Here is a 24,636-nt window from a genome sequence, read left to right as displayed (position 1 = left end):
CTTTTGTCACCGCTATTCGGCGGCGGCATCCCGCGCCAGAAAACCACCCGACTGGCGCAGCCAGAGATCGGCATAAAGACCGCCGGCGGCGATCAGATGGTCGTGGGTTCCGTCCTCGACAATCCGCCCCTCCTCGACGACGATCAGACGATCGAGCGCGGCGATGGTCGAGAGTCGATGGGCAATGGCGAGCACCGTCTTGCCGTGCATCAGGCGGTCGAGATTGGACTGGATCGCAGCCTCGACTTCCGAATCGAGCGCCGAGGTCGCCTCGTCCAGAACCAGGATCGGCGCGTCCTTCAGCATGACGCGGGCAATGGCGATCCGCTGACGCTGGCCGCCGGACAGCTTGACGCCGCGCTCGCCGACATGGGCGTCGAATCCCGTGCGGCCACGCTGGTCCTGCAGCCGTTCGATGAAGTCGAGGGCCTCGGCTTTTCTCGCCGCCTCGCGCAAGCCCTCTTCATCCGCATCCGGCCGTCCGAACAGGATGTTGTCGCGGATCGAGCGATGCAGTAGCGAGGTGTCCTGGCTGACGACGCCGATCTGCGTGCGCAGCGATTCCTGCCGCACCGTCGCGATGTCCTGTCCGTCGATCAGGATGCGCCCGCCCTCCAGGTCGTAGAATCGCAGGAGCAGGTTGACGAGCGTGGTCTTGCCCGCGCCCGAGCGGCCGACAATACCGACTTTCTCGCCCGGACGAATCGTGAGCGACAGATTGTCAATGAGACCCCGGTCCCTGCCATAGTGGAACCGGATGTCTTCGAAGCGGATCGACGGCGTTTCGACAGTCAGGTTGCCGGCGCCGGGAGCATCCACCAATTGCACCGGCTGCGAAATCATTTCGGCGGCATTCTGGATCGTGCCGATATTGCGCATGATGCCGTTGAACTGCACCATCATGCGGCTGAGCAAGAAGTTCAGCCGCAGCACAAGCGCCAGCGTAAAGGCGACGGCGCCGGAACTGATCAGGCCATGCAGCCAGAGATGGACGCTGAGGCCCGCCATGGTGACGATCATGATGCCGGAAAGAAACGCCATCGATGCCCGCACGCCGGTGATGAACCGGGTGAAGCGAATGATGCTGTCCTGAAAAATGTCGAAACCCTGCCGCATGTAGCGGTCGTTTTCCTCGTCGCGCGCAAAAAGCTTCAGCGTCTGGATATTGCTGTAGGCATCGACCATGCGGCCGCTGAGCATGGAGGATGCCTCCGCCGTCTCCTTCGAATGCTGGCGGATGCGCGGCACGAAATACCGGGCGAGGAAGGCAAAGCCGATCAGCCAGAAGAGCACGACGATGGCGAGCGACAGGTCGAGCTGCCCGACCAGCACCAGCGTCGAGACGGAATAGATGCCGACGAACCAGACGCTTTCCATCAGCGAAGTGACGACGTCGCCGACCGCCTGTCCGCCCGACCAGACCTTCGTGACGATCCGGCCGGAAAAGTCGTTCTGGAAGAAGGTGAGCGACTGGCGCGCGACGTGAAGATAGGACTGCCAGCGAACCAGGTTGTAGAATCCGGGCGTGATGACCTGCTGATCGACCAGCGACATCAAGAGCGATACGACGAAGCGCACGACGCCGATCAGGACGAGCATGCCGAACAGTTCGGCGCCATGCGCCGCAAGCAGTCCGCTCCAGCCATCGCCCGGCTTGACCGTCGCCAGGATATCGACGACCCGGCCGACAAACCAGAACAACGTCGCCTCGATCGCCGCCGTCATGCCGCCGAGAACGAGCATGGCAATGAACGGCGCTTTCGCCTGGCGGATATAAAACCAGATGTAGGGAACGAGCCTTTCCGGCGGCTGCAGGCCATCGCCTGCCGTAAACGACTCTATCCAGTTCTCGAAAAAGGCGAAGACGGCGCGCAACATGGCTCAGATATAGGCCTTGGGGAAAATGCGGCAATGCAAAATATTCGCGGGCGAGATTACAAATTGGCAATGCGAATTTGTCGCGATCGGAAATCGCAAAAGTATCCTCCCCATTTTGAGTGGAGAGGATAAGCGCCTATTCGGCCGCCTCTTCCTTTTCCGGATCGTCGGCAAGAAACCCGCCGGACTGGCGCGACCAGAGATCGGCATAGAGCCCCCGGCGCGCGATGAGTTCGGCATGGCTGCCGGTCTCGACGATCTTGCCGGATTCGAGGATCACCAGCCGGTCCATTTCTGTCAGCGTCGACAGGCGGTGGGCAATGGCGATCACCGTCTTGCCTGCCATCAGCGCGAACAGGTTTTCCTGGATCGCCGCCTCGACTTCCGAATCCAGCGCCGAGGTCGCCTCGTCGAGGATCAGGATCGGCGCGTCCTTCAGGAAGACCCGGGCGATCGCGATGCGTTGGCGCTGGCCGCCGGAGAGCTTGACGCCGCGTTCGCCGACCTGTGCGTCCAGCCCCCTGCGGCCCTGGTTGTCCTCGAGCTGCTCGATGAAGTCCCAGGCATTGGCGCGCTTGGCGGCAGCCGTGATTTCGGCATCATCAGCCTCTGGATGACCGTAGGCGATGTTGTCGCGGATCGAGCGGTGAAGCAGCGACGTATCCTGCGTCACCACGCCGATCTGGCCGCGCAGACTGTCCTGCGTCACCTTAGAAATGTCCTGCCCGTCGATGCGGATCGCACCGCCTTCGAGATCGTAGAAGCGCAACAGCACGTTCATCAGCGTGGTCTTGCCGGCGCCGGAGCGCCCGACAAGGCCGATCTTCTCGCCCGGCTTGATGGAGAGCGAGAGATTGTCGATCACACCCTTGTTCTTGCCGTAATGGAAGCGGATATTGTCGAACGCGATCGCCCCCTCGGGGGCTTTCAGCGCCTTGGCATCGTCCTTGTCGACGATGTCATGCGCCTTGGTCATCATGCTCATGCCGTCGTAGACCGTGCCGATGTTTTCAAACAGCGCCGAGACTTCCCACATCACCCATTGCGACATGCCGTTGACGCGCATGGCGAGCGCCACCGCGATTGCGATCGAGCCGACCGACATGCCGCTGGTCATCCAGAAATAGATGCCGAGCGCCGAGATCGCAAAGAGCGCGATGCAGTTGTTGGCATAGACGAGCGCATGGAACAGCGTCACCTTGCGCATCTGCCGGTGCACGGTTTGCAGGAAAATATCCATGCTTTCCTTGGCATAGACCTCCTCGCGGCCGGCATGCGAGAACAGCTTGACCGTAGAGATATTGGTGTAGCTGTCGACGACACGGCCCGTCATCATCGACCGCGCGTCGGCCTGATCCTTGGAAATCCTGCGCAGGCGCGGCACGAAATAGGTGACGATCGACACATAGATCAGAATCCAGACGACGAGCGGCGCGAGCAGCCGCCAGTCGGCGGCGGCCACGACCACCAGCATCGAGATGAAATAGCTGACGACATAGACGAAGACGTCGAGGATCTTCATCACCGTTTCGCGCACGGCAAGCGAGGTCTGCATCACCTTGGTGGCGACGCGGCCGGCAAACTCGTTGGCGAAGAAGGTCATGCCCTGACGCAGCAGGTAACGATGCATCTGCCAGCGTGCTATCATCGGATAATTGCCGAGCAGCACCTGGTGCATGATGATCGAATCGAAGGTCACCAGCACCGGCAGGCCGATCAGGATCAGCGCCCCCATCCAGAACAGGCGCGTGCCTTCGCTCTGCAGGAAGTTTTCCTTCTGCGCCGAGGACAGCCAGTCGACGACATTGCCGAGAAACTGGAACAATGCGACTTCACCGACCGCGATCAGCATGGTGCAGATCGACATGGTGATGAGCCACGGCGCGGCCGGCTTCGTATAGTGCCAGCAGAAGGCAAACAGTCCCTGCGGCGGAACCTTGGGCTCCTCGGTGGGATAGGGATCGAGGCGGGATTCAAACCAGCCGAACATAGTCTAGCTCCTTCAGGAAACCTTAAAGGAAGGCGGGCAGCCCCGCATTCATTGTCTTGAAGTCTTCAGCCGGGAAAACGCCGTTCTTGCGCACAAGACGTGTTCGGCCGGAAAGCGGTCGGTCGTACGCGGACAAGCCAATAGAGAAAAGGCGCGAAACCGGTCAGCCCATGCGGACTGGAGGCACAGCCTGGAGGCTGATGATTAGAATGGTATCCATGCATGCCTCCGTCGGTTCGCGTTGAAGATGTGGAAGACTTAGAACCTTTTGCGCCGATACGCCAGATTGTCGCAGCCACTTTTTTATTCATTTTCGGCGCCGGACGCTTTCTGTTGCCAGAACGGCACAGATTGATTACGGGCATTGATCCTCTCCATTCGATCCGGTGATATGTCCGTGCATCCGCTTCGCATCGCCCTCTACCAGCCCGACATTCCCGGCAATACCGGCACGATCCTGCGCCTTGCCGCCTGTCTCGGCCTCGCCGTCGATATCATCGAACCGGCGGGTTTCGATCTTTCCGACAAGAACCTGAAACGGGCGGGCATGGACTACATCGCTGCCGCCACACTGACGCGGCACGTCAACTGGGAGCGATTCGAGGAGACGAGGCGAGCGCAAGGACGGCGGCTGGTGCTGGCCTCCACCAAGGCCGCCGAACCCTATACGCGCTTTGTCTTCCAGCCCGGTGATACGCTTTTGTTCGGACGCGAGAGCGCCGGCGTGCCTGACCATGTCCATGAACGGGCCGACGCCCGCATCATCGTGCCGATGGTCGAAGGCCAGCGTTCGCTGAACGTCGCCATGTCGGTCGCGATGATATCGGGCGAGGCGATCCGGCAAATCACGCTCTGAAGCCGAAAGCGCCCCTCACGCGGCAACGTTCCCATAGGCGTTTTCGCTACGGGCGGTTTTCAGCGCCCTCGCCCACCACTTCAGCCGCCGCAGCATCACCTGCAGCCCCGCCTTGGCTTCCGCCGCCTTAAAGGGATTGCCGGCGCTGTCGAATTGCGCCCAGACATTGGAAAAGCTGACGCTGTCGCGGATGGTGACGGCGTGCAGTTCGGCAAAGACCTGGCGCAACTGTTCGACAGCACGCAAGCCGCCCGAGACGCCGCCATAGGAAATGAAGCCGACCGGCTTGGCATGCCAAGGCTCATAAGTGCTGTCGATCAACTCCTTGAGCGCCGCCGGATAGCCGTGATTGTATTCCGGCGTCACGACGATGAAGGCATCCGCCTCGGCGATCCTGTCCTCCAGCGAGGCCCCGTTTTCGGCCGGGTTTTCGCTGGCGCTCTTGAGCTGGAGCGGATCGATCAGCGTCACCCGGAAACCGCTTTCGGCCCAGAGTTCCGTCAGCGCCCAGTTGACGACCGTTTCGCAGAAGCGACCCTGGCGGGCGCTGCCGTAGACGACGGCGATGGTCAATTTCTCGTTCATGCGTGTGCAAGCTCCGTTGCTGATCCGATGGAGCCCATGTTATAAAACCTCAACTAAAGTTGAGGTCAAGGCGCATGGCGGAAAAAAATCATCCTGAACATCTGCGCCGTGAGCTGAGCGTCGGAGAGGTCGCCGCCCGCAGCGGCGTCGCGGTCTCGACGCTGCATTTCTATGAGACCAAGGGGCTGATCAAGAGCATGCGCAGCCAGGGAAACCAGCGGCGTTATCCGCGCAGCGTGCTGCGTCGCATCGCCGTCATCAAGATCGCCCAGCGTACCGGCATTCCGCTTGCCGACATCCAGAAGACCTTATCTTCGCTGCCGGATGATCGGCCGCTGATGGCCAGCGACTGGGAGCGCCTGTCGCGCAACTGGAAGGCGGATCTCAACGAACGGATCGCCAGGTTGACGGCGCTTCGCGACCAGTTGACCTCCTGCATCGGCTGCGGCTGCCTCTCGATGAACGACTGTCCGCTGCGCAATCCCTATGACGCCTTGTCGAAAAAGGGCGCCGGCGCCTACCTGCTCGAGCATCCCGACGAATAGCGGCGCTGGTTGGTCAGCGCGCAGCCGCAGCATATCCATCGGATTTCGCCAGCCTGCTCAAGGCCAGCATGCTGGCAAGCGTGCCGAGCGCGCAGAGCAGCGCGAAGGCCAGAGCGATGCGGTTTCCATACGCGCTGAGAACTATGGTGAAGAAGGGTGGCGCAGCGGCGAAGGCGAGGTTGAGCGGCAGAGCCAGCCGCGCCGCGACACCCGCATAATCAGCCGGTTTGAAAAACACCAGCGGCAGCGTCGCCCGACCCACGGACATCGCCCCGCTCGAAAGCCCATAGAGCAGCAGGAACAGGAGGATAGACCATTCCGCCCCGTCGCCGAAAGCCAAAACCAGCAGACATGGCGGCATGATGACGGCAGCGACGAGACTGGTTTTCAGCCCGTTCCACCGGTTACCGCCGAGAAAATCGAACAGCCGCGCCGACATCTGGACGAAGCCGATGGCCGAACCGAAGCCAACCGCCAGATAGCCGGCGACGTCAAAGCTCCGGAACAGGTCGATGATCACCAGTTGAAAGCCCCAGGTGACGAAACCGTTCAGCGCGATCGCCGTCGTGATGAGCACGGTGATCCGCCGTCCCTGACCGCCCCGAATAGACGCGGATTTCCCGCTATCGTTCGTAGCCGAAGGTCGGCTCGTCTTCGGCAGGGCGCAGAGATGTAGCGGCAGGCAGACGAACAGCATCAGGCAGCCATACATCACAGAGACACCGCGCCAGCCGAACTCCGCCTGCAGAAAGTCGGTGACCGGCCAGGACAGGCTCGGCGCCAGCGCCATGAACAGCATCTGCGCGCCGATCGCGCGGCGCGCGCCCTCGCCGGCCAGTTCGGCCAGGAATACATGGGCCGACGTGGTGAGGCATGCAGCGCCGGCAAAACCCAGAATGCCCCAGGCGGTAAAATAGACATATGGATTATCGGAGGCGGCCAACAGCCACAGACCGGGGGCAGCAAGGAGCGAGCCGCCCGCTAGCACAAGCCGCGCGCCGTAGCGATTGTAGAGCCGGCCAACCGACGGCGAACACACTGCCATCGCGACCAGCATGACCGTCGGACCGAGGAAAATCGTGCCCCGGCTGAGACGCAGGTCGGCCGCCATCGCCTCGCCGGTCACGGAGATCGCCATGAACATCGTGCCCCAGGCGATGATTTGCGTGATCGACAGGACGACGACGGAACGCAGGACAGCCGGGTACAAAACGATCATGGGAAGACTTTGGAAGATGCCCGAATCGGGCGAGAGCAATTTGCCCGAACTAGGACGTTGCCCCGGTGAAGACAATATGACGGATACTAGTCGGCCGTCGGCAGGCGCCGCATGGTGAACTCGATCTGGTCGCCATCGAGCAGGCGCCAGCTCTCGACCTCCGTCCAGTAGGCCGCTTTCGGCCAGGCATCGAACCACTCCTTTGCCTTGAGGCGGGCGTCATCGCGATCGAGCCGGAACGTTTCACGCACGAACAGGCTGTTGCCACCGCGCGCCGTGCCGTTCCGGTGCCGGTCGATCTGACGCTTCAGTCCATCCAGCGGTGGTCCTGCGGGAAGTCTCGCCATAGGCCAACCTTTCTCAAGCAGAGCCTCATGGGAGAAGATAGGGAGATATTCCTGTTTTTGCGAGTCGGAAATTCGGCCGTGGCCACCTGTGACACAAAGACCGGGTTACCAGACCGCCGTTGCCAAGCATGGCAGAAATGTGAGACGTCAAACCGGACGTGAATCGGCCGATCTGTGCCGCTTCCAGCACTGTCGAACAGGAATACGCCCATGGAAAGACCGGACCTGCCGCAGGGATTGCCCGCGGATATCGAGGACAAGAAATCGAAGGCGAGAGCCTGGTTCGAAACGCTGCGCACGAGTATCTGCTCGGCTTTCGAGACGCTGGAAGACGAATTGACCGGTCCGCTGTCCGATCGCGAGCCTGGCCGTTTCGTCGGCACCGACTGGAGCCGCGATGAAGGTGCGGGTGGCGGCGGCCGCATGTCGATGATGGAAGGCCGCGTCTTCGAAAAGGTCGGCGTGCATACGTCCACCGTCCATGGCGAATTTTCGCCCGAATTCCGCGGCCAGATTCCTGGCGCAAACGAAGATCCGCGCTTCTGGGCTTCCGGCGTCTCGCTCATCGCCCACCCGGTCAATCCGAACGTGCCCGCCGTTCATATGAACACCCGCATGGTCGTGACGACCAGCCACTGGTTCGGCGGCGGCGCCGACCTGACGCCTGTGCTTGACCGCCGCCGCACGCAGACCGATCCCGATACGATGCTGTTCCACAAGGGCATGGAAATCGCCTGCCGCCGGCATCCTGTCGCGGATTATCCGCGCTTCAAGGACTGGTGCGACGACTATTTCTTCCTGAAGCATCGCAACGAACCGCGCGGCACCGGCGGCATCTTCTTTGACTGGCAGCATTCGGATGATGAAAAAGGCGGCTGGAATGCCGACTTCGCCTTTACGCAAGATGTCGGCAAGGCCTTCAGCATGGTCTATCCGAAGATCGTGCGCGCGAATTTCAACAAGTCCTGGACGGAAGAGGATCGCGACGAGCAACTGGTGCGCCGCGGCCGTTATGTCGAATTCAACCTGCTCTATGACCGCGGCACGATCTTCGGCCTGAAGACGGGCGGCAATGTCAATTCGATCCTGTCCTCGATGCCACCGGTGGTTCGCTGGCCCTGATCCGCGAACTGGTTCAACGAAAAACCCGACCGCGCAAAAACGGCCGGGTGTTTCGTAGTTGAATTGAAGAGATCAATTGCAGACGCGGATCTTCTTGATGCGCAGGTTGCCCCACTTATCCCAGCGCTTCACCTTCTTGATGAAGCAGGAAGGCTCGTAGTAGCCGCCGCCGTAGTAACCGCCGTCATAGAAGCCGACCGAGAAGTTGCCACCGTGATGGTGACCGTGATGGCCGTGATGGCCGTGGCCGCCGAAGCCGATGGAGAAGCCGCCAGCCTGCGACGGGGCGGCAAACGAGACGGCTGCAACGATGGCGACAGTGGCGGAAATGATGAACTTGCGCATGATGATTTCTCCTCTGTTGGTTGCTGATGAGTTCGTCTCATCCAGTGACCCAACAATCTCACGAGGCACCGATACGCGCTGTTTCGAATGGAACAGGGTCGAACAAAAGCGGTTCGGATGCGTTGTTGGACGATATCCAACACGGGAGAACGCAGCCATGGTCTTCAAGGAACGCACATTTCACGGCGAGGCGCCGGAGGAGTTTTTCCCGCAGGACTATGCCGACCTTGAAACGAGGGTCGCCGACTGCCTGACCATGGTCGATGGGCTCGACGCTTCCGATGTTACCGTGGTCTCGAAGGGAAACACGATCCTGCTCACCGGCACGGTCGCGACGCTTGAAGAGGTCGACAGGGCCGAGCAAGCCGCACGATCCGTGGAAGGCGTGGCCGAGATAGTCAACCGGATAACGGCCGTTTAAAGCTTAAATCGCCTTCAGCGTCCATCCAACGATATCAACCGAGACTTCCGCGAAGGCGCGGTCAAGCGCGGCGACGAAGGCGGGATGGCCGCTGCCGCTCACCGGCATTGTGGCGCGAAACGCCTTCTGGGCACGCACGGTGCCATTGCGATCGTTGACGATCTTCGCAAAAATCTCGACGACAGCCGTATCCGATCCGTCCGTCGAGATTTCGAACGAGCGGATATCCGTGATGACCTGATAGTCGATGGCGAGCCCCTCGCCCGGCTTGCCGACGCCACCGATCTTGCCGGTGTTCTCGAAAGCCTGGACGAGCTTCGACTGTACCATTTTCGGCAGCCGGTCGCTCCACTGCGAATTGGCCAGATACTGGATTTCCGAACCGGAAAGACGAATCACGACCTGATCGCTGTCGAGCGCCTTCAACGCCGTCGGTTCGGGAACGAGAATCTGCTTGGCTGTCGATGCCGGCCCTTCGACGACAGGCGATGCGGAAAGACCATAAGTATCGTTGTTTGCCTTGCCGGCGCAGGCAGACAGGGATGCGGCCACCAAAAACACCGCGCAGGCCCGGATCAATCCTGCCTTTGGACCAAACAGCACGTCCGGAAAATTCATTTCAAACACTATCCTTCGTCAATCAGCAGCAACTTAGACACTGATCGCATCAAAACAAGCCTAAAAGCGGCGCGGATGCTCCGGGATGAGGCAAAAACCCGGCCGGGATTGCAGCCTTGCCACGCATGGCCCCGCCCATCAGGCTAAGCCTGATTCCGATCGGGACATCAATCGATCAGACACGGTCTCGGCGGTCCGCCTAGCGGCGGGTGCGGCCATCGTATTGCTTGACGGTTTCGCCACCGAAGAGCAGCCGTTGCGGATCCTTGTCAAAGGTCGAGATTGTCGTATCGAGCGTCTTCACCGTGCGGCGCGTATCGCTGACCAGAGCTTCGATATCCCGAAGACCCGAGCCGGAGAAACGCTTGAGATTATCGGCGATCGGGCCGATCTGCGCATTCAGGTTGTCGGCAACCTTGCGGAACGAGGCAAGCGTCGCGCGCGCATCGGCAGAGAGCGATGGCGCGTCGGCATCGCCGAGGAACCCGTCCAGCTTGACTAGGATGCCGTCGACCCGGCTCGATGCGGCATTCAGCTTGTTCGCCATCTGCGTGACATCGGTAATCGTCTGGTCGATGTCCTTCTGACGGCCCCTGATTCGATCGGCAAGCTCGGCAATGTTGGCGATAGCCTTGCGGGCATCGGCGCTTGCGGCCGAGACGTCGTTGACCACGCCTGTCACCTTCTGGCTATCGACGGCGGCGATCAACGTATCGACACGATCGAGAGACGCCGTCGCTTTTTCGCCGAAGCGCTCGTAGGTCTCAGCGGTCTTCTTGAAGCTGGCGATCGTTTCGGAAACGCCGCTCGAAGCGACGCTGAGATCGTTGCTGATCTTTTCGACATTGCTGACGATATGGTCGATCTTCTTCGGGTCGACGGACTTCACCAGCGTATCGGCTGCCGACAGCGTCGAATCAAGCTTGCCCGCGGCCGCCGTGATCGAGGTCGAGAGCGCGCTGACGCTTTTCAGGAACGTGTCGATCCCTTCGGAATTGTCAGCCAGCGACTTGGTGAAGCGATCGGCATTGGAGATCGTGTTGGTGAGCGGCCCGCGCACATCCTTGACGAAGCCCTGGATATCGCCGATCGCGCTGTTTGCCCGGTCGAGAATCTTGTCGGCCGTGGCAAGCAGACTGGTGACGCTGGACTGGTCGGCGGTGATCTGTGCCGACTTGCCGCTTTCAAGCGCCTTCTGCAGGATGTTTTCCTCACCCTTGTTGCCGCCGCTGAGTTCGATATAGGCGGCACCGGTCAGTCCCTGGATTTCCAGGGTCGCGGTGGTGGATTTCAGGACCGGCGCATCGGCGGAGACTTCGGTCACGGCGACGGAGTAACGCGGATCGTTGGAATTGATCGCCAGATTGCGGACCGAGCCGACGGGAATGCCGTTGAAGCGTACCGGCGAGCCGACGCTCAAACCGTTGGCGGAACCGGGAATGCTGACCACCAACTCCACCATTTCGCCGCTGCGGCCATATTGAGACATCCAGTAAACGAAGCCGAAGGCCGCGAAAATCACCGCGACGGTGAAAAAACCGACGATGGCGTAGTTGGCTTTTGTTTCCATTGCTACCGGTACCCTTGGGGGACGCCGCTCATGCGGTTCCCTGCTTTAATCAAATCACTCGAAACCACAGGCGATCGTCATGCCCGCATGTCGTCACGAGGCCTTCTTGTCGTCGTCGCGAACGATCGAGCGCGCGCGCTTGCCCTGGAAATAAGACGTGACCCATTCGTCATCGCAGGCGAGCATATCCTCGATCGTTCCCTCGACCAGAACCTTCTTCTTCCCCAAAACCGCGATCCGGTCGCAGACGGAAAACAGGCTGTCGAGATCGTGAGTCACCATATACACGGTCAATCCCAGGGTGTCGCGCAGTTTGGCGATTAGGTTGTCGAACTCGGCGGCCCCGATCGGATCAAGCCCGGAGGTCGGCTCGTCGAGGAAAACCAGGTCGGGATCGAGCGCCAGAGCACGCGCAAGTGCTGCCCGCTTGATCATGCCGCCGGAGAGTTCGGAGGGGAACTTGTCCGCCGCTTCCGGCGCCAGTCCCACCATCTCGATCTTCAGCCGTGCCAGTTCGTCCATCAGTTCCTGCGGTAGGTTGAGATATTCGCGCATCGGAACCTGAATGTTTTCCCGGACGGTCAGCGATGAGAACAGCGCGCCGTGCTGGAAGAGCACGCCCAGCCGCATGTCGAGCGCCACGCGCTCCTCTTCGCTCACCGCATCATATTCGACGCCGAGGATTTTGATCGAGCCGGAACGGCGCGGCAGGAGGCGTAGCACCGTGCGCATCAACACGGACTTGCCGGTGCCGGACGCGCCGACGAAGCCGAGGATTTCGCCGCGATAGATGTTGAGGTTCAGCTTGTCGAGCACGATGTTGGAGCCGAAGCCGACGGTCAGGTCCTGCACGGACAGCACGACTTCCGCGCCATCCCACGCGCGTCCATCGCCCTCCCTCGCCGTCATCTCCTCAGTGGTCGCCATCGGTAAAATCTCTTCCATCAGAAATCGATCGACGCATAGAAGATCGCAAACAGGCCATCGACCAGGATGACGACGAAGATCGATTTCACCACCGACTGCGTCACATGCTTGCCGAGCGATTCGGCGCTACCACCGACCTTCAAGCCCTCGACCGCGGCGACGACGCCGATGATCAGCGCCATGAACGGCGCCTTGATCATTCCGGCCAGCACAGAGGAAAAATCGACTGCTTCCTGCAGGCGCGCCAGGAATGTGGCAAAGGTGATGCCGGAATAGCTCCAGGTAACGACCGCAGCCCCCGTCAGCGCGGCGAAATTGGCGATGATCGTCAGCAGCGGCAGCGCCACCGTCAGGGCAACGAGGCGCGGAAACACCAGAACGCCGATCGGGCTCAGCCCCATGACCTTCAGCGCGTCGATTTCCTCGCGCATCTTCATCGAGCCGATTTCGGCCGTGATCGCGCTTCCCGAGCGGCCGGCGATCATGATCGCGGTCAAAAGCACGCCGATTTCACGCAATTGCAGGATGCCGACGAGATCGACGACGAACAGCTCCGCGCCAAAGTAACGCAACTGGAAAGCGCCCTGCTGGGCGATGATCGCCCCGATCAGGAAGGACATCAAAAGGATGATCGGCACCGCCTGGACGCCCATGCGGTCGATCTGGTTGACGATCGCCGCCGGCGACAGGCCGCTGTGGCGGCCAAGCTTCAGTTGTGCGCCCCGTACCGCCGAACCGAGAATGAACATGGCGGCGACCGTGTCCTCCCAGGCCGAGACCACCGACTTGCCGATCGCAACGAAGAACCGCGAAAAAATGGAAGCCGTCTTTTTCTTGTCTTCCTTCGGTTCCGGCAACTCTTCGGGCAAGGCACCGAGAAGTTCCAGATAGCGCGGATTGTCGCTTGTCAGCTTCGCATCGCCGATCTTCGTCAGGAAGCGACGAACCACCCAGGCGCCAGCCGTGTCCATGGCGGTGACGGCGCTGAGATCGACTTCACTCGCCGTCCCACCTTTTGATGCCAGCTGGTCAAGTTGCGGCATGACGGTGTGAATGGAGACGCTGCGCCAATCGCCGCTGAAACGATAGACCTTGCTGCCACCATTGCCAGCATCTTCCAGCTGTACGTCGGTGTCGGTTTTCACTTGCGAACGCGTCACGTCTGTTCTTGTCTTCCGGAGATGGCTGTATTTGATAAAACGTAAGCGACTCATAACCGCTCGGGCATCATCTGTCACCGATTGAAACGTTTCCGCGCCAAACGGTTGGTCGCTGAGATATGGATGCCACAGGAGACATCGATGAAACGCGCAATGACAACCGCCGTCGAACATTTCCCGATCGCCGGAAGCTTTACCATTTCGCGAGGCAGCAAGACGACGGCATCGGTGGTCACCTGCACCCTCGCGCAAGCCGGATTCATCGGACGCGGAGAATGCGTGCCCTATGGCCGCTATGGTGAGACGATCGATACTGTGCTTGCCGCGATCGAGGCAATCCGCCCGCTGATCGAATCGGGCATCGACAGGGTTCAACTGCGCGACGCCATGCCGGCCGGTGCCGCCCGCAACGCCGTCGATTGCGCGCTGTGGGATCTTCAGGCGAAAACGGCGGGCACGCGTGCCTCCGCAATCGCCGGCGTCGAAGAGCCGTTGGCGCTCACCACCGCCTACACGCTGTCGCTCGGGGAGCCGGACGCGATGGCGGCGCAAGCGACGAAGTACGCCCATAGGGCCTTGCTCAAGATCAAGGTCGGAACGGCGGATGACGCCTCCCGCATCCGCGCCGTCCGCGCTGCGGCCCCTGACAGTGCCATTATCCTTGATGCCAACGAAGGCTGGACGGAAGGCAACCTCGCCCACCATTTCGCCGTCTGCCTCGACGCGGGCATATCGCTGATCGAACAGCCTCTGCCTGCCGGCAAGGACGGCTTTCTCGCTGAAATCGCCCGCCCCGTCCCGGTCTGCGCCGACGAGAGCGTGCACAAGACCGAGGACTTGGCAAAAATGGCCGGGCTCTATGACGCCGTCAACATCAAGCTCGACAAGACCGGCGGTCTCACCGAAGCGCTGCGCATGCGCGACGCCGCCCGGGCGCTGAACCTGAAAATCATGGTCGGGTGCATGGTCGGCACCTCGCTCGGCATGGCGCCGGCCGTGCTTCTGGCGCAGGGGGCGGAATTCGTCGATCTCGACGGGCCGTTGCTCCTGGCACAGGACCGCGAGCCCGGCCTGCGCTACGAAGCCTCGCTGGTCTTCCCGCCGCCGGCCGCCCTCTGGGGTTGAAGGACCCAGGCCGCGAACGCGGAACAGCAGCCGACAAAGGCGACCAACGACATTGAGTAAAATCCGTCAACACCGAACCTGGTATAGAAGTAGCCCGACGTGAATGTGAAGATCGCCGAGAAGATGCCGGTATAGAAGAAATACAGGCCTTGCGCGGATGATTCCTGCTCCTCCGGAACCCGCTGCACCAGAATGTTCTGCATGCCCGTATGCATGATGGCATAGGTGAAGGCGTGGAAGCACTGGAGGATGAAATAGCCCCAGAAGCCGAGGTCCATCGGAAAGATGATCCAGCGGACGACGGCAAGAATACAACCCGAGAAGATCATCGTCCAAAGGCTGAACCGGCGAATGACCCAGCGCGCCGAAAAGAACATCGCAACCTCAGCCGCGACGCCGGCACTCCACAGAAGGCCAATCTCGGTGCCGGTAAAACCGATATGCTGCCAATAGATCGCTGAAAAGGCGAAAAGCATGGCATGGCTGCCGTTGACGAGGGTCACGCCGATCAGCAGCAGTTGCAGGTCGAGTTTGCGCAGCGCCTTCGGCGGCGGCTCGGTCAGCGTCGTCAGCGTCGACGGACGGCGCGGCTTGCCGACACGCGGTGCGATAAAAGTGAGAAGGATCATCAGCAGGAAGCCGCCCGCCATCGCCGGCAGCACCATCGCGCCGCCGAAAAGCCCAATCATCACCCCGCCGAACATGGTAGCGCCAATGAAGGCGACAGATCCCCACACGCGCATGGTCGCATAATCGAAACCCCAGCGTCGCACGCCGGTCAGCGCGATGGCTTCGACGATCGGCACATAGGGCGAATAGACGCCGCCTTGCAGCGCATAAATGATCAGCACGAACCAGAAACTGTGCGAAACGAATAAGGCCAGAGCGGTCAGCAACGAGAGCACGGCCGACCAGATCAGCACCCTTGCCCGTTCCCCGATCCTGTCGGCCAGCAACCCGACCAAGGGCGCCGTGACGACGCGCACGAACATCGGCACCGCCAGGATGATGCCGATCTCGAAATCGCTGAGTGACAGCGTGCTCAGCCAGACCGGAAAATACGGCATGGCGAAGCCGTTGATGATCAGGGGCGCACAGAACAGCAAGGCAATGCGCGGCACGAAATAGGCCGGCGCTTCCTCATGAAAGGGAGGCGGTGATGAGGGAATCATGGAGTGACCTGAATACGATATCCACGATCTATCACAGTGGCTCACAACCACGCCAGCAGCTAGATTTCCCTACATCTTCAGCGCGTGCACTTTTCACGCCGCCTGTTGCGAAAGAGCCTGTATCATCATCATTTCGACTTCGGACGCATCTTCCTTCACGACAAGAGCGCCGCTCAGCTGGCGCCAGGTGATCAGTTCCATCGTGCCGTCGTGATGCTCGGCGATCGCCGTGCAGCTTTCAACCCAGTCGCCGGTATTGATGTAGCGGATACCGCCGATGTCCTCGATGACGGCGTGGTGAATATGGCCGCAGATGACGCCATCGGCATTTTCCCGGCGCGCCTCTTCCGCCACGACCTTCTGGAATTCACCGATGAAATTCACCGCATGCTTAACTTGCAGCTTGGCCCAGGCGGAAAACGACCAGTAGGGCAAGCCGAGGCGCCGGCGCACGGCGGACAGGCCAATGTTGATGGCGATCGCCATGTCATAGGCCCAATCGCCGAGATAGGCGAGCAGGCGCGCATTGCGCACCACGACATCGAATTCGTCGCCATGCAGGACCAGATATTTCAACCCGTCGGCACCGTCGTGCATGTGACGCTGGGCGACCTCGATGCCGCCGAAATGCACCCCAGGGAAATCCCGCATGAATTCGTCATGGTTTCCGGGGATATAGATGACGCGGCTGCCCTTGCGGGCCTTGCGCAACAGCTTCTGCACGACGTCGTTACAGGACTGCGGCCAGTACCAGCTGCGCTTGAGCCGCCAGCCATCGACGATATCGCCGACGAGAATGATGGTCTCGGCGTCCGTCACGCGCAGGAAATCGAGAAGATAGTCGGTCTTGGCCGCCTTCGATCCCAGATGGACATCGGAAATGAACAGGGTCCTGAAATGCCGAATGGCTGGCTCTTGCTCTTTCTCGGTCATGTTGCCTCGCAAAGGTCTCTCGGGCTCTCTTAAGGGGCTTCAAAAACAGACTCTTGTTTCAGGAGAATGACAGCCTGTGGAACGCGGCCCGCGACGGGCAAGACAGCTGTTCGAGAAAACCGGCCATAAACAGGCTTTTCAAAACTGTACGGACGGTTCGTTTCATGCAAAAAGAGCCGCGACGACATGCGAGGAATTGACATTATGAGCACCGGCGACAAGGCCAAGACCCCAACGGCACCCGCAAGCGGCGACCTCGACGAGCAAGCGCTGTTCTTCCATCGCTATCCGCGCCCCGGCAAGCTCGAGATCCAGCCGACCAAGCCGCTCGGCAACCAACGCGACCTCGCCCTTGCCTATTCGCCGGGTGTCGCAGCCCCCTGTCTTGCCATTCGTGACGATCCGGCGACAGCCGCCGACTATACCGCACGCTCAAACCTCGTGGCCGTCGTGTCGAACGGCACGGCCGTGCTCGGCCTCGGCAATATCGGACCGCTGGCCTCCAAACCGGTAATGGAAGGCAAGGCCGTCCTGTTCAAGAAGTTTGCCGGCATCGACGTTTTCGACATCGAGATCGACGCCCCGGAAATCGACCAGATGGTCAATGTCATTTCCGCGCTGGAACCCACATTCGGCGGCATCAACCTTGAGGACATCAAGGCACCGGAATGTTTCGAGGTCGAACGTCGCCTGCGCGAGAAGATGGATATTCCGGTCTTCCACGACGACCAGCACGGAACCGCCATCATCGTCGCCGCCGCCATCCTCAACGGCCTTGAACTCGCCGGCAAGGACATCGCAAACGCAAAGATCGTCACGTCCGGCGCCGGTGCTGCCGCACTCGCCTGCCTCAACCTTTTGGTGACGCTCGGCGCGCAGCCGGGAAATATCTGGGTACACGACCTCGAAGGCCTCGTCTATGTCGGCCGCGAAGTGCTGATGGACCAGTGGAAGTCGATCTACGCGCAGGACAGCGCCAACCGTGTTCTGGCCGACAGCATTGCCGGCGCCGACGTCTTCCTCGGACTCTCCGCCGCCGGCGTCTTGAAGCCGGAACTGCTGGTCCAGATGGCCGAAAAGCCGCTGATCATGGCGCTCGCCAATCCCAATCCCGAGATCATGCCCGAGGTCGCGCGCGCCGCCCGCCCGGACGCGATGATCTGCACCGGCCGCTCCGATTTCCCCAACCAGGTCAACAATGTCCTGTGTTTTCCCTACATCTTCCGCGGCGCGCTCGATTGCGGCGCCCGGACGATCAACGAGGAAATGAAGATGGCGGCCGTGCGCGCCATCGCCGCGCTTGCCCGCGAGGAACCGTCGGATGTCGCCGCCCGCGCCTATTCGGGCGAAACACCGGTCTTTGGCCCGGATTACCTGATCCCCTCGCCGTTCGACCAGCGGCTGATCCTGCGCATCGCGCCGGCGGTTGCCAAGGCCGCCGCCGACAGTGGCGTCGCCAATCGGCCGATCGCCGATTTCGATGCCTATCTCGACCAGCTCAACCGCTTCGTCTTCCGCTCCGGCTTCATCATGAAGCCGATTTTCGCGGCCGCCAAGAACGCCCAGAAAAACCGCGTCATCTTCGCGGAAGGTGAAGACGAGCGCGTGCTGCGCGCCGCCCAGGTCCTGCTCGAAGACGGAACGGCGCGCCCGATCCTGATCGGCCGCCCGCATATCATCGAGACCCGCCTGAAGCGTTATGGCCTGCGCATCCGGCCGGATACCGATTTCGAAGTCGTGAACCCGGAAGGCGATCCGCGCTTCCGCGACTATGTCGACGAGTATTTCTCGCTCGTCGGCCGTCTCGGCGTCATTCCGGAAGCAGCCCGCACGATCGTGCGAACCAACCAGACCGTCATCGGCGCGCTCGCCGTTCGGCGCGGTGAGGCCGATGCGCTGATCTGCGGTGTGGAAGGCCGCTACAGCCGTCACCTGCGCGATGTTTCCCAGATCATCGGCAAACGCGAGGGCGTTCTCGACTTCTCCGCCCTCAGCCTGCTGATCTCCCAGCGCGGCGCGACCTTCATGACCGACACTTATGTGACCTTCAATCCGAGCGCCGAAGAAGTTGCGGAAAAGACGATCATGGCGGCGCAGGAAATCCGCCGCTTCGGCATCACCCCGCGCGCCGCCCTTGTCTCGCATTCCAATTTCGGCTCGCGCGATTCCGAGAGCGCCACGAAGATGCGCAAGGCGATGCAGCTCGCCCGCGAACGGGAGCCGGATCTCGAAGCAGACGGCGAAATGCACGGGGATTCCGCCATTTCGGAAACCCTGCGCAAGCGCGTCATGCCAAACAGCACGCTGGCCGGCGAAGCCAATCTTCTGGTTTTCCCCAATCTCGATGCCGCCAACATCACGCTCGGCGTCGTCAAGACAATGACGGACAGCCTGCATGTCGGCCCGATCCTGCTTGGAGCGGCCCTGCCCGCGCACATCCTGTCGCCGTCGGTCACGTCGCGCGGCGTGGTCAACATGGCCGCGCTTGCGGTGGTCGAAGCGTCGTATCCAGCGTGACCGCCAATGTGGGCTGGATATCCTCCGGCTCACATTGAGTGAAAAGCGCTCAAAAATGCAATTATAGGTTTAATTTCCTATAAATATCCAGTTTACCGAAGATTGCGCTGGACAAAGACTGAAACCGTAATCATGCTGAAACCCATAGAATAACAGGGTATGCGGCATGGCGGACCAACAGGCGTTCTTTGACCTGCTGGACATTATGGAAAACGAGAAACTCGTTGAACCAACACAGTTTTTCGACCTGATGCGCGGCACTTTCAGCATTGCGAACTTGCTTTACCTCGACGCCGATGTGTTCGCGGCGGGTTTTGCAATCCACCGACTGCACCATACGCTCGGTGCCGGCAGCCTGCGCGCCTATATGGACGGCGGCTTCAGGCGGATCGATCCGGTTCTCAAAATGGCGATGGGCGGTGTGCGTCCTGTGGACTGGGCGACCGCCCGCAAGCTGCATCCCGACAGTGAGCCGTTGTTTGCCGCGGCCGCCGAACTCGGTCACGGGCTTGAAGGCGTGACGTTGCCGCTCCCGACGCCGACGCGGCGGATCGCCTTCCTTGCCATCCAGGCCGACATGAAGGCGGAAGACTGGCCGGCCTACAAGCGCTGCCACCTGCGCGATTTCCAGCTGCTCGCCAATCTCTTTCACGCTTCCCTTCTCGAAAACGACAACCGCATCCAGCTGTCGGACCATTGCACCAAGGCACTGACCCACCGCGAGACCGAGGTGCTCGGCTGGGCAGCCGCCGGCAAGAGCTATTGGGAGATCGGCACGATCCTCGGCATTTCCGAGCGCACCGTCCGCTTCTTCATGACCAATGCCCGCCGCAAGCTCAACGTCGTCTCCAACAGCCAGGCCGTCGCGCAGGCCGTCCGGCGCGACCTGATCTCGTCGCTTTGAGCCAGCCTTGCCGATCGTACTGATCGCTCCAGCCCCATTCCATCCCTCCTCCAGTGCGTCCTTACAGGACGCACTGGTTCAGACTGCTGACAAACCCGTCGATTTTTCTCGGCGGGTTTTCTTGTTTGTGGAGTGCGCGCTCAGGTAGTGTTTGTGCGGCCGGGTAGTGTTATCCGAAGCGGGCCATGGCCTTATCCCCAGGCGGGCTTTGAAGCCTTGGTCATTGCGGTTGCGATCTTTTTGATGTTCTGCGCGGCGGCGGCGAGAAGGCATTGCCATCTGACTTTGATCAGGCCGCGGAAGCGTGCATAACGATGGCCGTGAAGCTGTTTGGCGTCGGCAAAGGAGCGCTCGACCGTCTCCTTTCGCCGCTTGTAAATCGCCTTGCCCCAAGGCGTCTTGCGATGAGCGTCTGTTCGCTCGCGGGCATCTTGCCAGACATGGCGGGTGATGGTGCGCTCTGCTTTGGCGTTAGAGGTGCAGGAGGCAAGCAGCGGGCAGTCACGGCAGAGGGCGGGGTCGGAGCCGTAATGCTTGTAGCCGGTGCGGTCGGTGGTGGCATAGGTCAGCAACTGGCCCTGAGGGCAGCGATAGCCGTCCGTCTCGGGCTCGTAGACGAACTTCGACTTGCGCATCATCCCGGCCTTGGGCGGTGTCGGGTTGCGATAGCCGGTCACTCCGAGGATGTCTCTGTCCTCCAGTCCCTTGGCGATGCCCGACGTGGCATAGCCCGCGTCGAGCCCCACCGCACCGACGTTGAAGTCGAAGCGCGCGCGCTGCCGGTCGAGGCGTTCGAGGTAGACGATGCTGTCATGCACATTGGCAGGTGTCACATGGGTGTCGGTGATGATGGCATGGCGGCCATCCACCGTGCGATGATCCAAGTAAAAGAAGCCCTTGGGCTTGCCGTCGCGCACCATATAGCCGCTGTCCGAGTCGGTGCGGCTGACCTTGGTTTCCTTCACCATAGGCTCGCGCTCTTTTTCCTTCAACGGCTTCTGGCCATGGGCGGCGCGCTCCGCCTCGATTGCCCGGTCGAGATCGGTCCAGTAGTCGGCGCGTGACTTGGCAATCATCTCCAAGTCGTACTTGCCCTTGTTGGCATTGGCCTTCAGATGCGTCGAATCCGTGTACAGCACCGTGCCATCGACCAGGCCGTGCCGGATCGCCTGCTCGACGATCGCATCGAAGATATCCTGCGCCACGTCGGTATCCTTGAAGCGACGGCGGCGGTTCTGCGACAGCGTCGAGGCATCAAAGACCGGGTCGGTCAGCTTCATCCGCAAGAACCACCGATAGGCGACGTTGACTTCGATCTCGCGCACCAACTGCCGCTCCGAGCGTATCCCGAACAGGTAGCCGATGAACAGCGCCTTGAACATGCAGGTCGGATCGAGGGCCGGCCGGCCGTTGTCGGCGCAGTAGTGCCCGGCAACGCGGTCATGGATGAAGGAGAAGTCGATCACCGCATCGATCTTGCGAACCAGATGATCCTTTGGCACCAGCTCATCGAGCGTCACCATCTCGAGAGCCGTCTGTTCGGGAGCAGGTTTCTTCAACATGTCCCACTGAATCACAAACCCCTGGCTGTGGCCAGAGGTTTGTCAGCAGTCTGCTCCAGTGCGTCCTTACAGGACGCACTGGTTTTCGTAGCATGCCGGCGTGCATTCCAAACCTGTCACTACCGACAGTTTTGCCGTCCGCCGTTTCCTGACAGCATTTGCTCCTGGCTTTCGATCACAGGAGCAAACGATGATCAGGATTTTGAACGCCCACGCCGCCCGGCGGCACCCGGCTGAACTCGACGCCATGTTCAAGCTGCGCAAGCAAGTTTTCCACGACCTGCTGAAATGGGACGTCTCCGTCCGCGACGATTGGGAGATCGACCATTATGACGATGCCAACCCGATCTATGTGCTTTCCCATTCCGACGAAACCGGGCGGCTCCGCGGCGCTCTGCGGTTGTTGCCGACGCTCGGCCCCAATATGCTCGACGACACCTTCCCGATCCTGCTCGGCGACTCACCTGAAATTCGCAGCGCCTCGGTCTGGGAATCCAGCCGCTTCTGCATCGATCCGATGATTTCCCAGGATCGCGGGTCCAATCAGGTAACGATCGCAGCTGCAGAACTGATGTGCGGCGTCGGCGAGCTTGGCTTGGCCTCCGGCCTCAGCCATATCGTCACCGTCACCGACGTCTTTCTGGAGCGGATGTTCCGGCGCATGGGCTGCCCCGGCGAGCGGATCGGCGATCCCCATCGCCTCGGCTCTGTCCATGCCGTCGCCGTCGCCTGGGAGGTGACCACCGATCTGCTCGACACGATGAAAGCGGTGGCGGAAATCGGCGGGCCGGTGCTTGAGTGGCCGATGTCGCTCGATATGGCACGGGCAGCATAAAGCGGGCAACAGAACCTGAAGCGGAGAGCGGCCATCGCGGCTCTCACGCCACATTTCCAAAGTTTTCCGCCCGCCCGTTAACGCTCACCGATGGTCGTCATTGCACCGTTTTCGAATGAGGCTATGATGTGAACGACGATCCATTGCAGCCGTCATGAACCCGCGGCGCGCATGGCAAAAAGCAAAAAACGTTCATCCAGGCGAGAGAGAACAGTGGTCTTCCGTTCGGTTCGCTTCGCAGCGCTGCTTGCGCCGCTTCTGATGGTCATGACGACCACCGCCGATGCCTCGGCCGTGTGCGAGCGGCTGAATGCGCGCCTATCGAGCCTGCCGAAAATCATCGCCTCTAACGCCAATCTGCGCGACTATACCGGCGCCATCTCCCGCCAGAACCTCGACCTGCGTAAGGCGCGCGGTGAGCGCCGGCGGCTGGGATGCAGCCTCCACAGCAGTATCATCATCGTCGGCGACCCGAAGGAGGAGGCCTGCGAAAACCTCAGCACCGACATTTCGCAGATGGAGATGAACCTCCAGACGCTGAAGGCGCGGCGCGAGTATCTCGTCTCGGGCGGCGACAGCGAAATCAGCCGCCGCCGCATCATGGCCGCCCTCGATGTCAACGGCTGCGCCGACGAGCAGGAGGAAATCCTGAAGACCGCGGCCGAAGAGCCGGAAACCCACCGCAATATCCTCAGCGACCTGCCGCCGATCAGCGAGGGCTTCGCCACGATGCGGGGCGGCAGCGGTTTCCCGGATATTTCCGGGCTTTCGGGAGATTATGAGGGCAGCCTTCGCACCCTCTGTGTGCGAACCTGCGATGGCGCCTTCTTCCCGATTTCGTCCAATGCAGGCCCGGCCGATTTCCAGCGCGATGCCGAAACCTGCCAGCGGCGTTGCCCGGGCGCGGAGACGTCGCTCTACTACCATGCACTGGCCACCGAGGAGACAGACCAGATGGTCTCCGCCGCGACCGGCGAACCCTATGCCGACCTGCCGACAGCCTTTGCCTACAAGACCCGGGACCTGAGCCAGCCCGGCCAGTGCGGTTGCACGCCGGCCGGTCAGATAGCGACAAACCAGAGCACGCCGGATGACGGCAGCGGCATCGTCATCATCACGACGCGCAAGCCGCCGGAAAAGCAGATCCCGAAAAGCATGGTCGTCGATCGCCCCTATGACCCGGCCAACAGCAAGGTTCGGGTGGTCGGCCCAAGCTTCCTGCCCTCGCAGGAAAGCGCGATCGACCTGCGACATCCGACCGGCCCCGGCTACCAGCCGCAGCAGACCAACTGATCACTCGCCGGGTCGAACACCCCAGGCATCGTTGAACACGAGTTCGTCCAACGGCAGGCGCTGGCGCCAGCCTTTGACGGCCAGTTCCGGCTCCGAATAGAGCGTATCGACATAACCGAGGCACAGCCAGGCAATGATCTCGATATGCTCCGGAATGCCAAGCACGGCCTTGATATCCCGCTCATGGAAGATGCTGACCCAGCCGACGCCGACGCCTTCGGCGCGGGCGGCAAGCCACAGGTTCTGCACGGCGCAGACCGTTGAGAAGGCATCCATGCGCGGATTGTGGGTGCGGCCGAGAACGACCTTGCCGGCGCGGGTTGGGTCGCAGGTCACGCAGATGCTGACCGGCGCCTTGCGAATGCCTTCGAGCTTCAGCGAACGATAGGTGTCTCGCGCGGCGCCCTCGAACATCAACGCCGCTTCCTCGTTGGCACGCTGGAAGGCCCGAAACACCTCGGAGCGTTTCTCCTCGTCGCGCACGACAATGAAATTCCAGGGCTGCATGAAGCCGACCGAAGGCGCGCTATGGGCGGCGGCCAGCAATCGCGTGATCAATTCGTCTGGAACAGGTTTTGGCAGAAACTGGTCGCGAACGTCACGGCGGGTTTCGATGGCGCGGTAGACGGCGGCGCGCTCGTCCGATGAAAATGCGTCCGCCTTTACAAGGCGGTCTTGTGGTTCAGCCAGCATCGTTCGATCCCCAACAATG

General features: G+C 61.2%; 23 protein-coding genes. 9 read left to right on the top strand and 14 right to left on the bottom strand.

Annotated features, from left to right (window positions below):
* Positions 1 to 12: 12 nt before the first annotated feature.
* Positions 13 to 1,878 carry an ABC transporter ATP-binding protein gene (locus tag ACST81_RS12375; RefSeq protein ID WP_438748028.1) on the bottom strand — a complete coding sequence of 622 codons (1,866 nt, stop codon included), beginning with the start codon at positions 1,876 to 1,878 and terminating at the stop codon, positions 13 to 15.
* A gap of 136 nt (positions 1,879 to 2,014) precedes the next feature.
* Positions 2,015 to 3,868 carry an ABC transporter ATP-binding protein gene (locus tag ACST81_RS12370; RefSeq protein WP_438748026.1) on the bottom strand — a complete coding sequence of 618 codons (1,854 nt, stop codon included), beginning with the start codon at positions 3,866 to 3,868 and terminating at the stop codon, positions 2,015 to 2,017.
* Positions 3,869 to 4,265: 397 nt separating this feature from the next.
* On the opposite strand from ACST81_RS12370, the gene ACST81_RS12365 reads away from it, so the two are divergent.
* Positions 4,266 to 4,724: a tRNA (cytidine(34)-2'-O)-methyltransferase gene (locus tag ACST81_RS12365; RefSeq protein WP_438748024.1), complete on the top strand. Its 459-nt coding sequence runs from the start codon at positions 4,266 to 4,268 to the stop codon at positions 4,722 to 4,724.
* A 15-nt stretch (positions 4,725 to 4,739) separates the two neighbouring features.
* On the opposite strand, the gene ACST81_RS12360 is transcribed toward ACST81_RS12365, so the two are convergent.
* Positions 4,740 to 5,309: an NADPH-dependent FMN reductase gene (locus ACST81_RS12360; protein ID WP_438748021.1), complete on the bottom strand. Its 570-nt coding sequence runs from the start codon at positions 5,307 to 5,309 to the stop codon at positions 4,740 to 4,742.
* A gap of 74 nt (positions 5,310 to 5,383) precedes the next feature.
* On the opposite strand from ACST81_RS12360, the gene soxR reads away from it, so the two are divergent.
* Positions 5,384 to 5,854, top strand: a complete 471-nt coding sequence (gene soxR, locus ACST81_RS12355) for a redox-sensitive transcriptional activator SoxR (protein ID WP_438748020.1) — start codon at positions 5,384 to 5,386, stop codon at positions 5,852 to 5,854.
* 13 nt (positions 5,855 to 5,867) lie between these two features.
* Here the strand turns inward: soxR and ACST81_RS12350 are convergent, their stop codons facing one another.
* A complete protein-coding gene (locus ACST81_RS12350) occupies positions 5,868 to 7,073 on the bottom strand; it encodes an MFS transporter (protein ID WP_438748018.1) in 1,206 nt (401 codons plus the stop codon).
* Positions 7,074 to 7,159: 86 nt separating this feature from the next.
* Positions 7,160 to 7,420, bottom strand: coding sequence for a hypothetical protein (locus ACST81_RS12345; protein ID WP_438748016.1), 261 nt, complete (start codon positions 7,418 to 7,420; stop codon positions 7,160 to 7,162).
* Between the two features lie 210 nt (positions 7,421 to 7,630).
* Between ACST81_RS12345 and hemF the strand changes: the two genes are divergently transcribed.
* Complete coding sequence (hemF, locus tag ACST81_RS12340) at positions 7,631 to 8,542, top strand: oxygen-dependent coproporphyrinogen oxidase (protein WP_438748014.1); 912 nt, start codon at positions 7,631 to 7,633, stop codon at positions 8,540 to 8,542.
* 72 nt (positions 8,543 to 8,614) lie between these two features.
* On the opposite strand, the gene ACST81_RS12335 is transcribed toward hemF, so the two are convergent.
* Complete coding sequence (locus ACST81_RS12335) at positions 8,615 to 8,887, bottom strand: hypothetical protein (protein WP_438748012.1); 273 nt, start codon at positions 8,885 to 8,887, stop codon at positions 8,615 to 8,617.
* Between the two features lie 157 nt (positions 8,888 to 9,044).
* On the opposite strand from ACST81_RS12335, the gene ACST81_RS12330 reads away from it, so the two are divergent.
* Positions 9,045 to 9,308, top strand: coding sequence for a BON domain-containing protein (locus ACST81_RS12330; protein WP_438748011.1), 264 nt, complete (start codon positions 9,045 to 9,047; stop codon positions 9,306 to 9,308).
* A gap of 3 nt (positions 9,309 to 9,311) precedes the next feature.
* Here ACST81_RS12330 and ACST81_RS12325 read toward each other — a convergent pair whose 3' ends face one another.
* The 4 genes from ACST81_RS12325 to ACST81_RS12310 all read right to left on the bottom strand — a co-directional run bounded on the left by ACST81_RS12325 (position 9,312) and on the right by ACST81_RS12310 (position 13,583).
* Positions 9,312 to 9,926: an ABC-type transport auxiliary lipoprotein family protein gene (locus ACST81_RS12325; protein ID WP_438748009.1), complete on the bottom strand. Its 615-nt coding sequence runs from the start codon at positions 9,924 to 9,926 to the stop codon at positions 9,312 to 9,314.
* A gap of 199 nt (positions 9,927 to 10,125) precedes the next feature.
* Positions 10,126 to 11,496, bottom strand: coding sequence for an MlaD family protein (locus ACST81_RS12320; RefSeq protein WP_438748008.1), 1,371 nt, complete (start codon positions 11,494 to 11,496; stop codon positions 10,126 to 10,128).
* 93 nt (positions 11,497 to 11,589) lie between these two features.
* On the bottom strand, positions 11,590 to 12,405 hold the full coding sequence (locus ACST81_RS12315; RefSeq protein ID WP_438753541.1) for an ABC transporter ATP-binding protein: 816 nt from the start codon (positions 12,403 to 12,405) through the stop codon (positions 11,590 to 11,592).
* A 35-nt stretch (positions 12,406 to 12,440) separates the two neighbouring features.
* On the bottom strand, positions 12,441 to 13,583 hold the full coding sequence (locus tag ACST81_RS12310; protein WP_438748007.1) for an MlaE family lipid ABC transporter permease subunit: 1,143 nt from the start codon (positions 13,581 to 13,583) through the stop codon (positions 12,441 to 12,443).
* A gap of 141 nt (positions 13,584 to 13,724) precedes the next feature.
* Here ACST81_RS12310 and dgcA point away from each other — a divergent pair, with 141 nt between their 5' ends.
* Complete coding sequence (dgcA, locus tag ACST81_RS12305; RefSeq protein ID WP_438748005.1) at positions 13,725 to 14,708, top strand: N-acetyl-D-Glu racemase DgcA; 984 nt, start codon at positions 13,725 to 13,727, stop codon at positions 14,706 to 14,708.
* On the opposite strand, the gene ACST81_RS12300 is transcribed toward dgcA, so the two are convergent.
* Both ACST81_RS12300 and ACST81_RS12295 read right to left on the bottom strand, forming a co-directional pair.
* Positions 14,660 to 15,880 (bottom strand): MFS transporter, encoded by a 1,221-nt coding sequence (locus ACST81_RS12300; RefSeq protein ID WP_438748003.1) that lies wholly within the window; start codon positions 15,878 to 15,880, stop codon positions 14,660 to 14,662. The genes dgcA and ACST81_RS12300 overlap by 49 nt on opposite strands.
* A gap of 93 nt (positions 15,881 to 15,973) precedes the next feature.
* A complete protein-coding gene (locus ACST81_RS12295) occupies positions 15,974 to 16,813 on the bottom strand; it encodes a UDP-2,3-diacylglucosamine diphosphatase (RefSeq protein ID WP_438748001.1) in 840 nt (279 codons plus the stop codon).
* 204 nt (positions 16,814 to 17,017) lie between these two features.
* Between ACST81_RS12295 and ACST81_RS12290 the strand changes: the two genes are divergently transcribed.
* Both ACST81_RS12290 and ACST81_RS12285 read left to right on the top strand, forming a co-directional pair.
* Positions 17,018 to 19,330, top strand: a complete 2,313-nt coding sequence (locus ACST81_RS12290; RefSeq protein ID WP_438747999.1) for an NADP-dependent malic enzyme — start codon at positions 17,018 to 17,020, stop codon at positions 19,328 to 19,330.
* Positions 19,331 to 19,496: 166 nt separating this feature from the next.
* The gene (locus ACST81_RS12285) at positions 19,497 to 20,234 is read left to right on the top strand and encodes a helix-turn-helix transcriptional regulator (protein ID WP_438747997.1); all 738 of its coding nucleotides are present in this window, start codon (positions 19,497 to 19,499) and stop codon (positions 20,232 to 20,234) included.
* Positions 20,235 to 20,425: 191 nt separating this feature from the next.
* Here the strand turns inward: ACST81_RS12285 and ACST81_RS12280 are convergent, their stop codons facing one another.
* The gene (locus tag ACST81_RS12280; RefSeq protein WP_438747995.1) at positions 20,426 to 21,796 is read right to left on the bottom strand and encodes an IS1182 family transposase; all 1,371 of its coding nucleotides are present in this window, start codon (positions 21,794 to 21,796) and stop codon (positions 20,426 to 20,428) included.
* A 190-nt stretch (positions 21,797 to 21,986) separates the two neighbouring features.
* Here ACST81_RS12280 and ACST81_RS12275 point away from each other — a divergent pair, with 190 nt between their 5' ends.
* Positions 21,987 to 22,631, top strand: a complete 645-nt coding sequence (locus ACST81_RS12275) for an acyl-homoserine-lactone synthase (RefSeq protein ID WP_438747994.1) — start codon at positions 21,987 to 21,989, stop codon at positions 22,629 to 22,631.
* A 171-nt stretch (positions 22,632 to 22,802) separates the two neighbouring features.
* Positions 22,803 to 23,924, top strand: a complete 1,122-nt coding sequence (locus ACST81_RS12270; protein ID WP_438747992.1) for a DUF2865 domain-containing protein — start codon at positions 22,803 to 22,805, stop codon at positions 23,922 to 23,924.
* Here the strand turns inward: ACST81_RS12270 and bluB are convergent, their stop codons facing one another.
* Positions 23,925 to 24,617: a 5,6-dimethylbenzimidazole synthase gene (gene bluB, locus ACST81_RS12265; RefSeq protein WP_438747990.1), complete on the bottom strand. Its 693-nt coding sequence runs from the start codon at positions 24,615 to 24,617 to the stop codon at positions 23,925 to 23,927.
* Positions 24,618 to 24,636: the final 19 nt, after the last annotated feature.

The organism is Pararhizobium sp. O133, assembly GCF_051669845.1.
Classification (GTDB): Bacteria; Pseudomonadota; Alphaproteobacteria; order Rhizobiales; family Rhizobiaceae; genus Pararhizobium.
The sequence above is the reverse complement of the archived record's forward strand: the minus strand, read 5'-3'. Positions and strand labels throughout refer to the sequence as shown.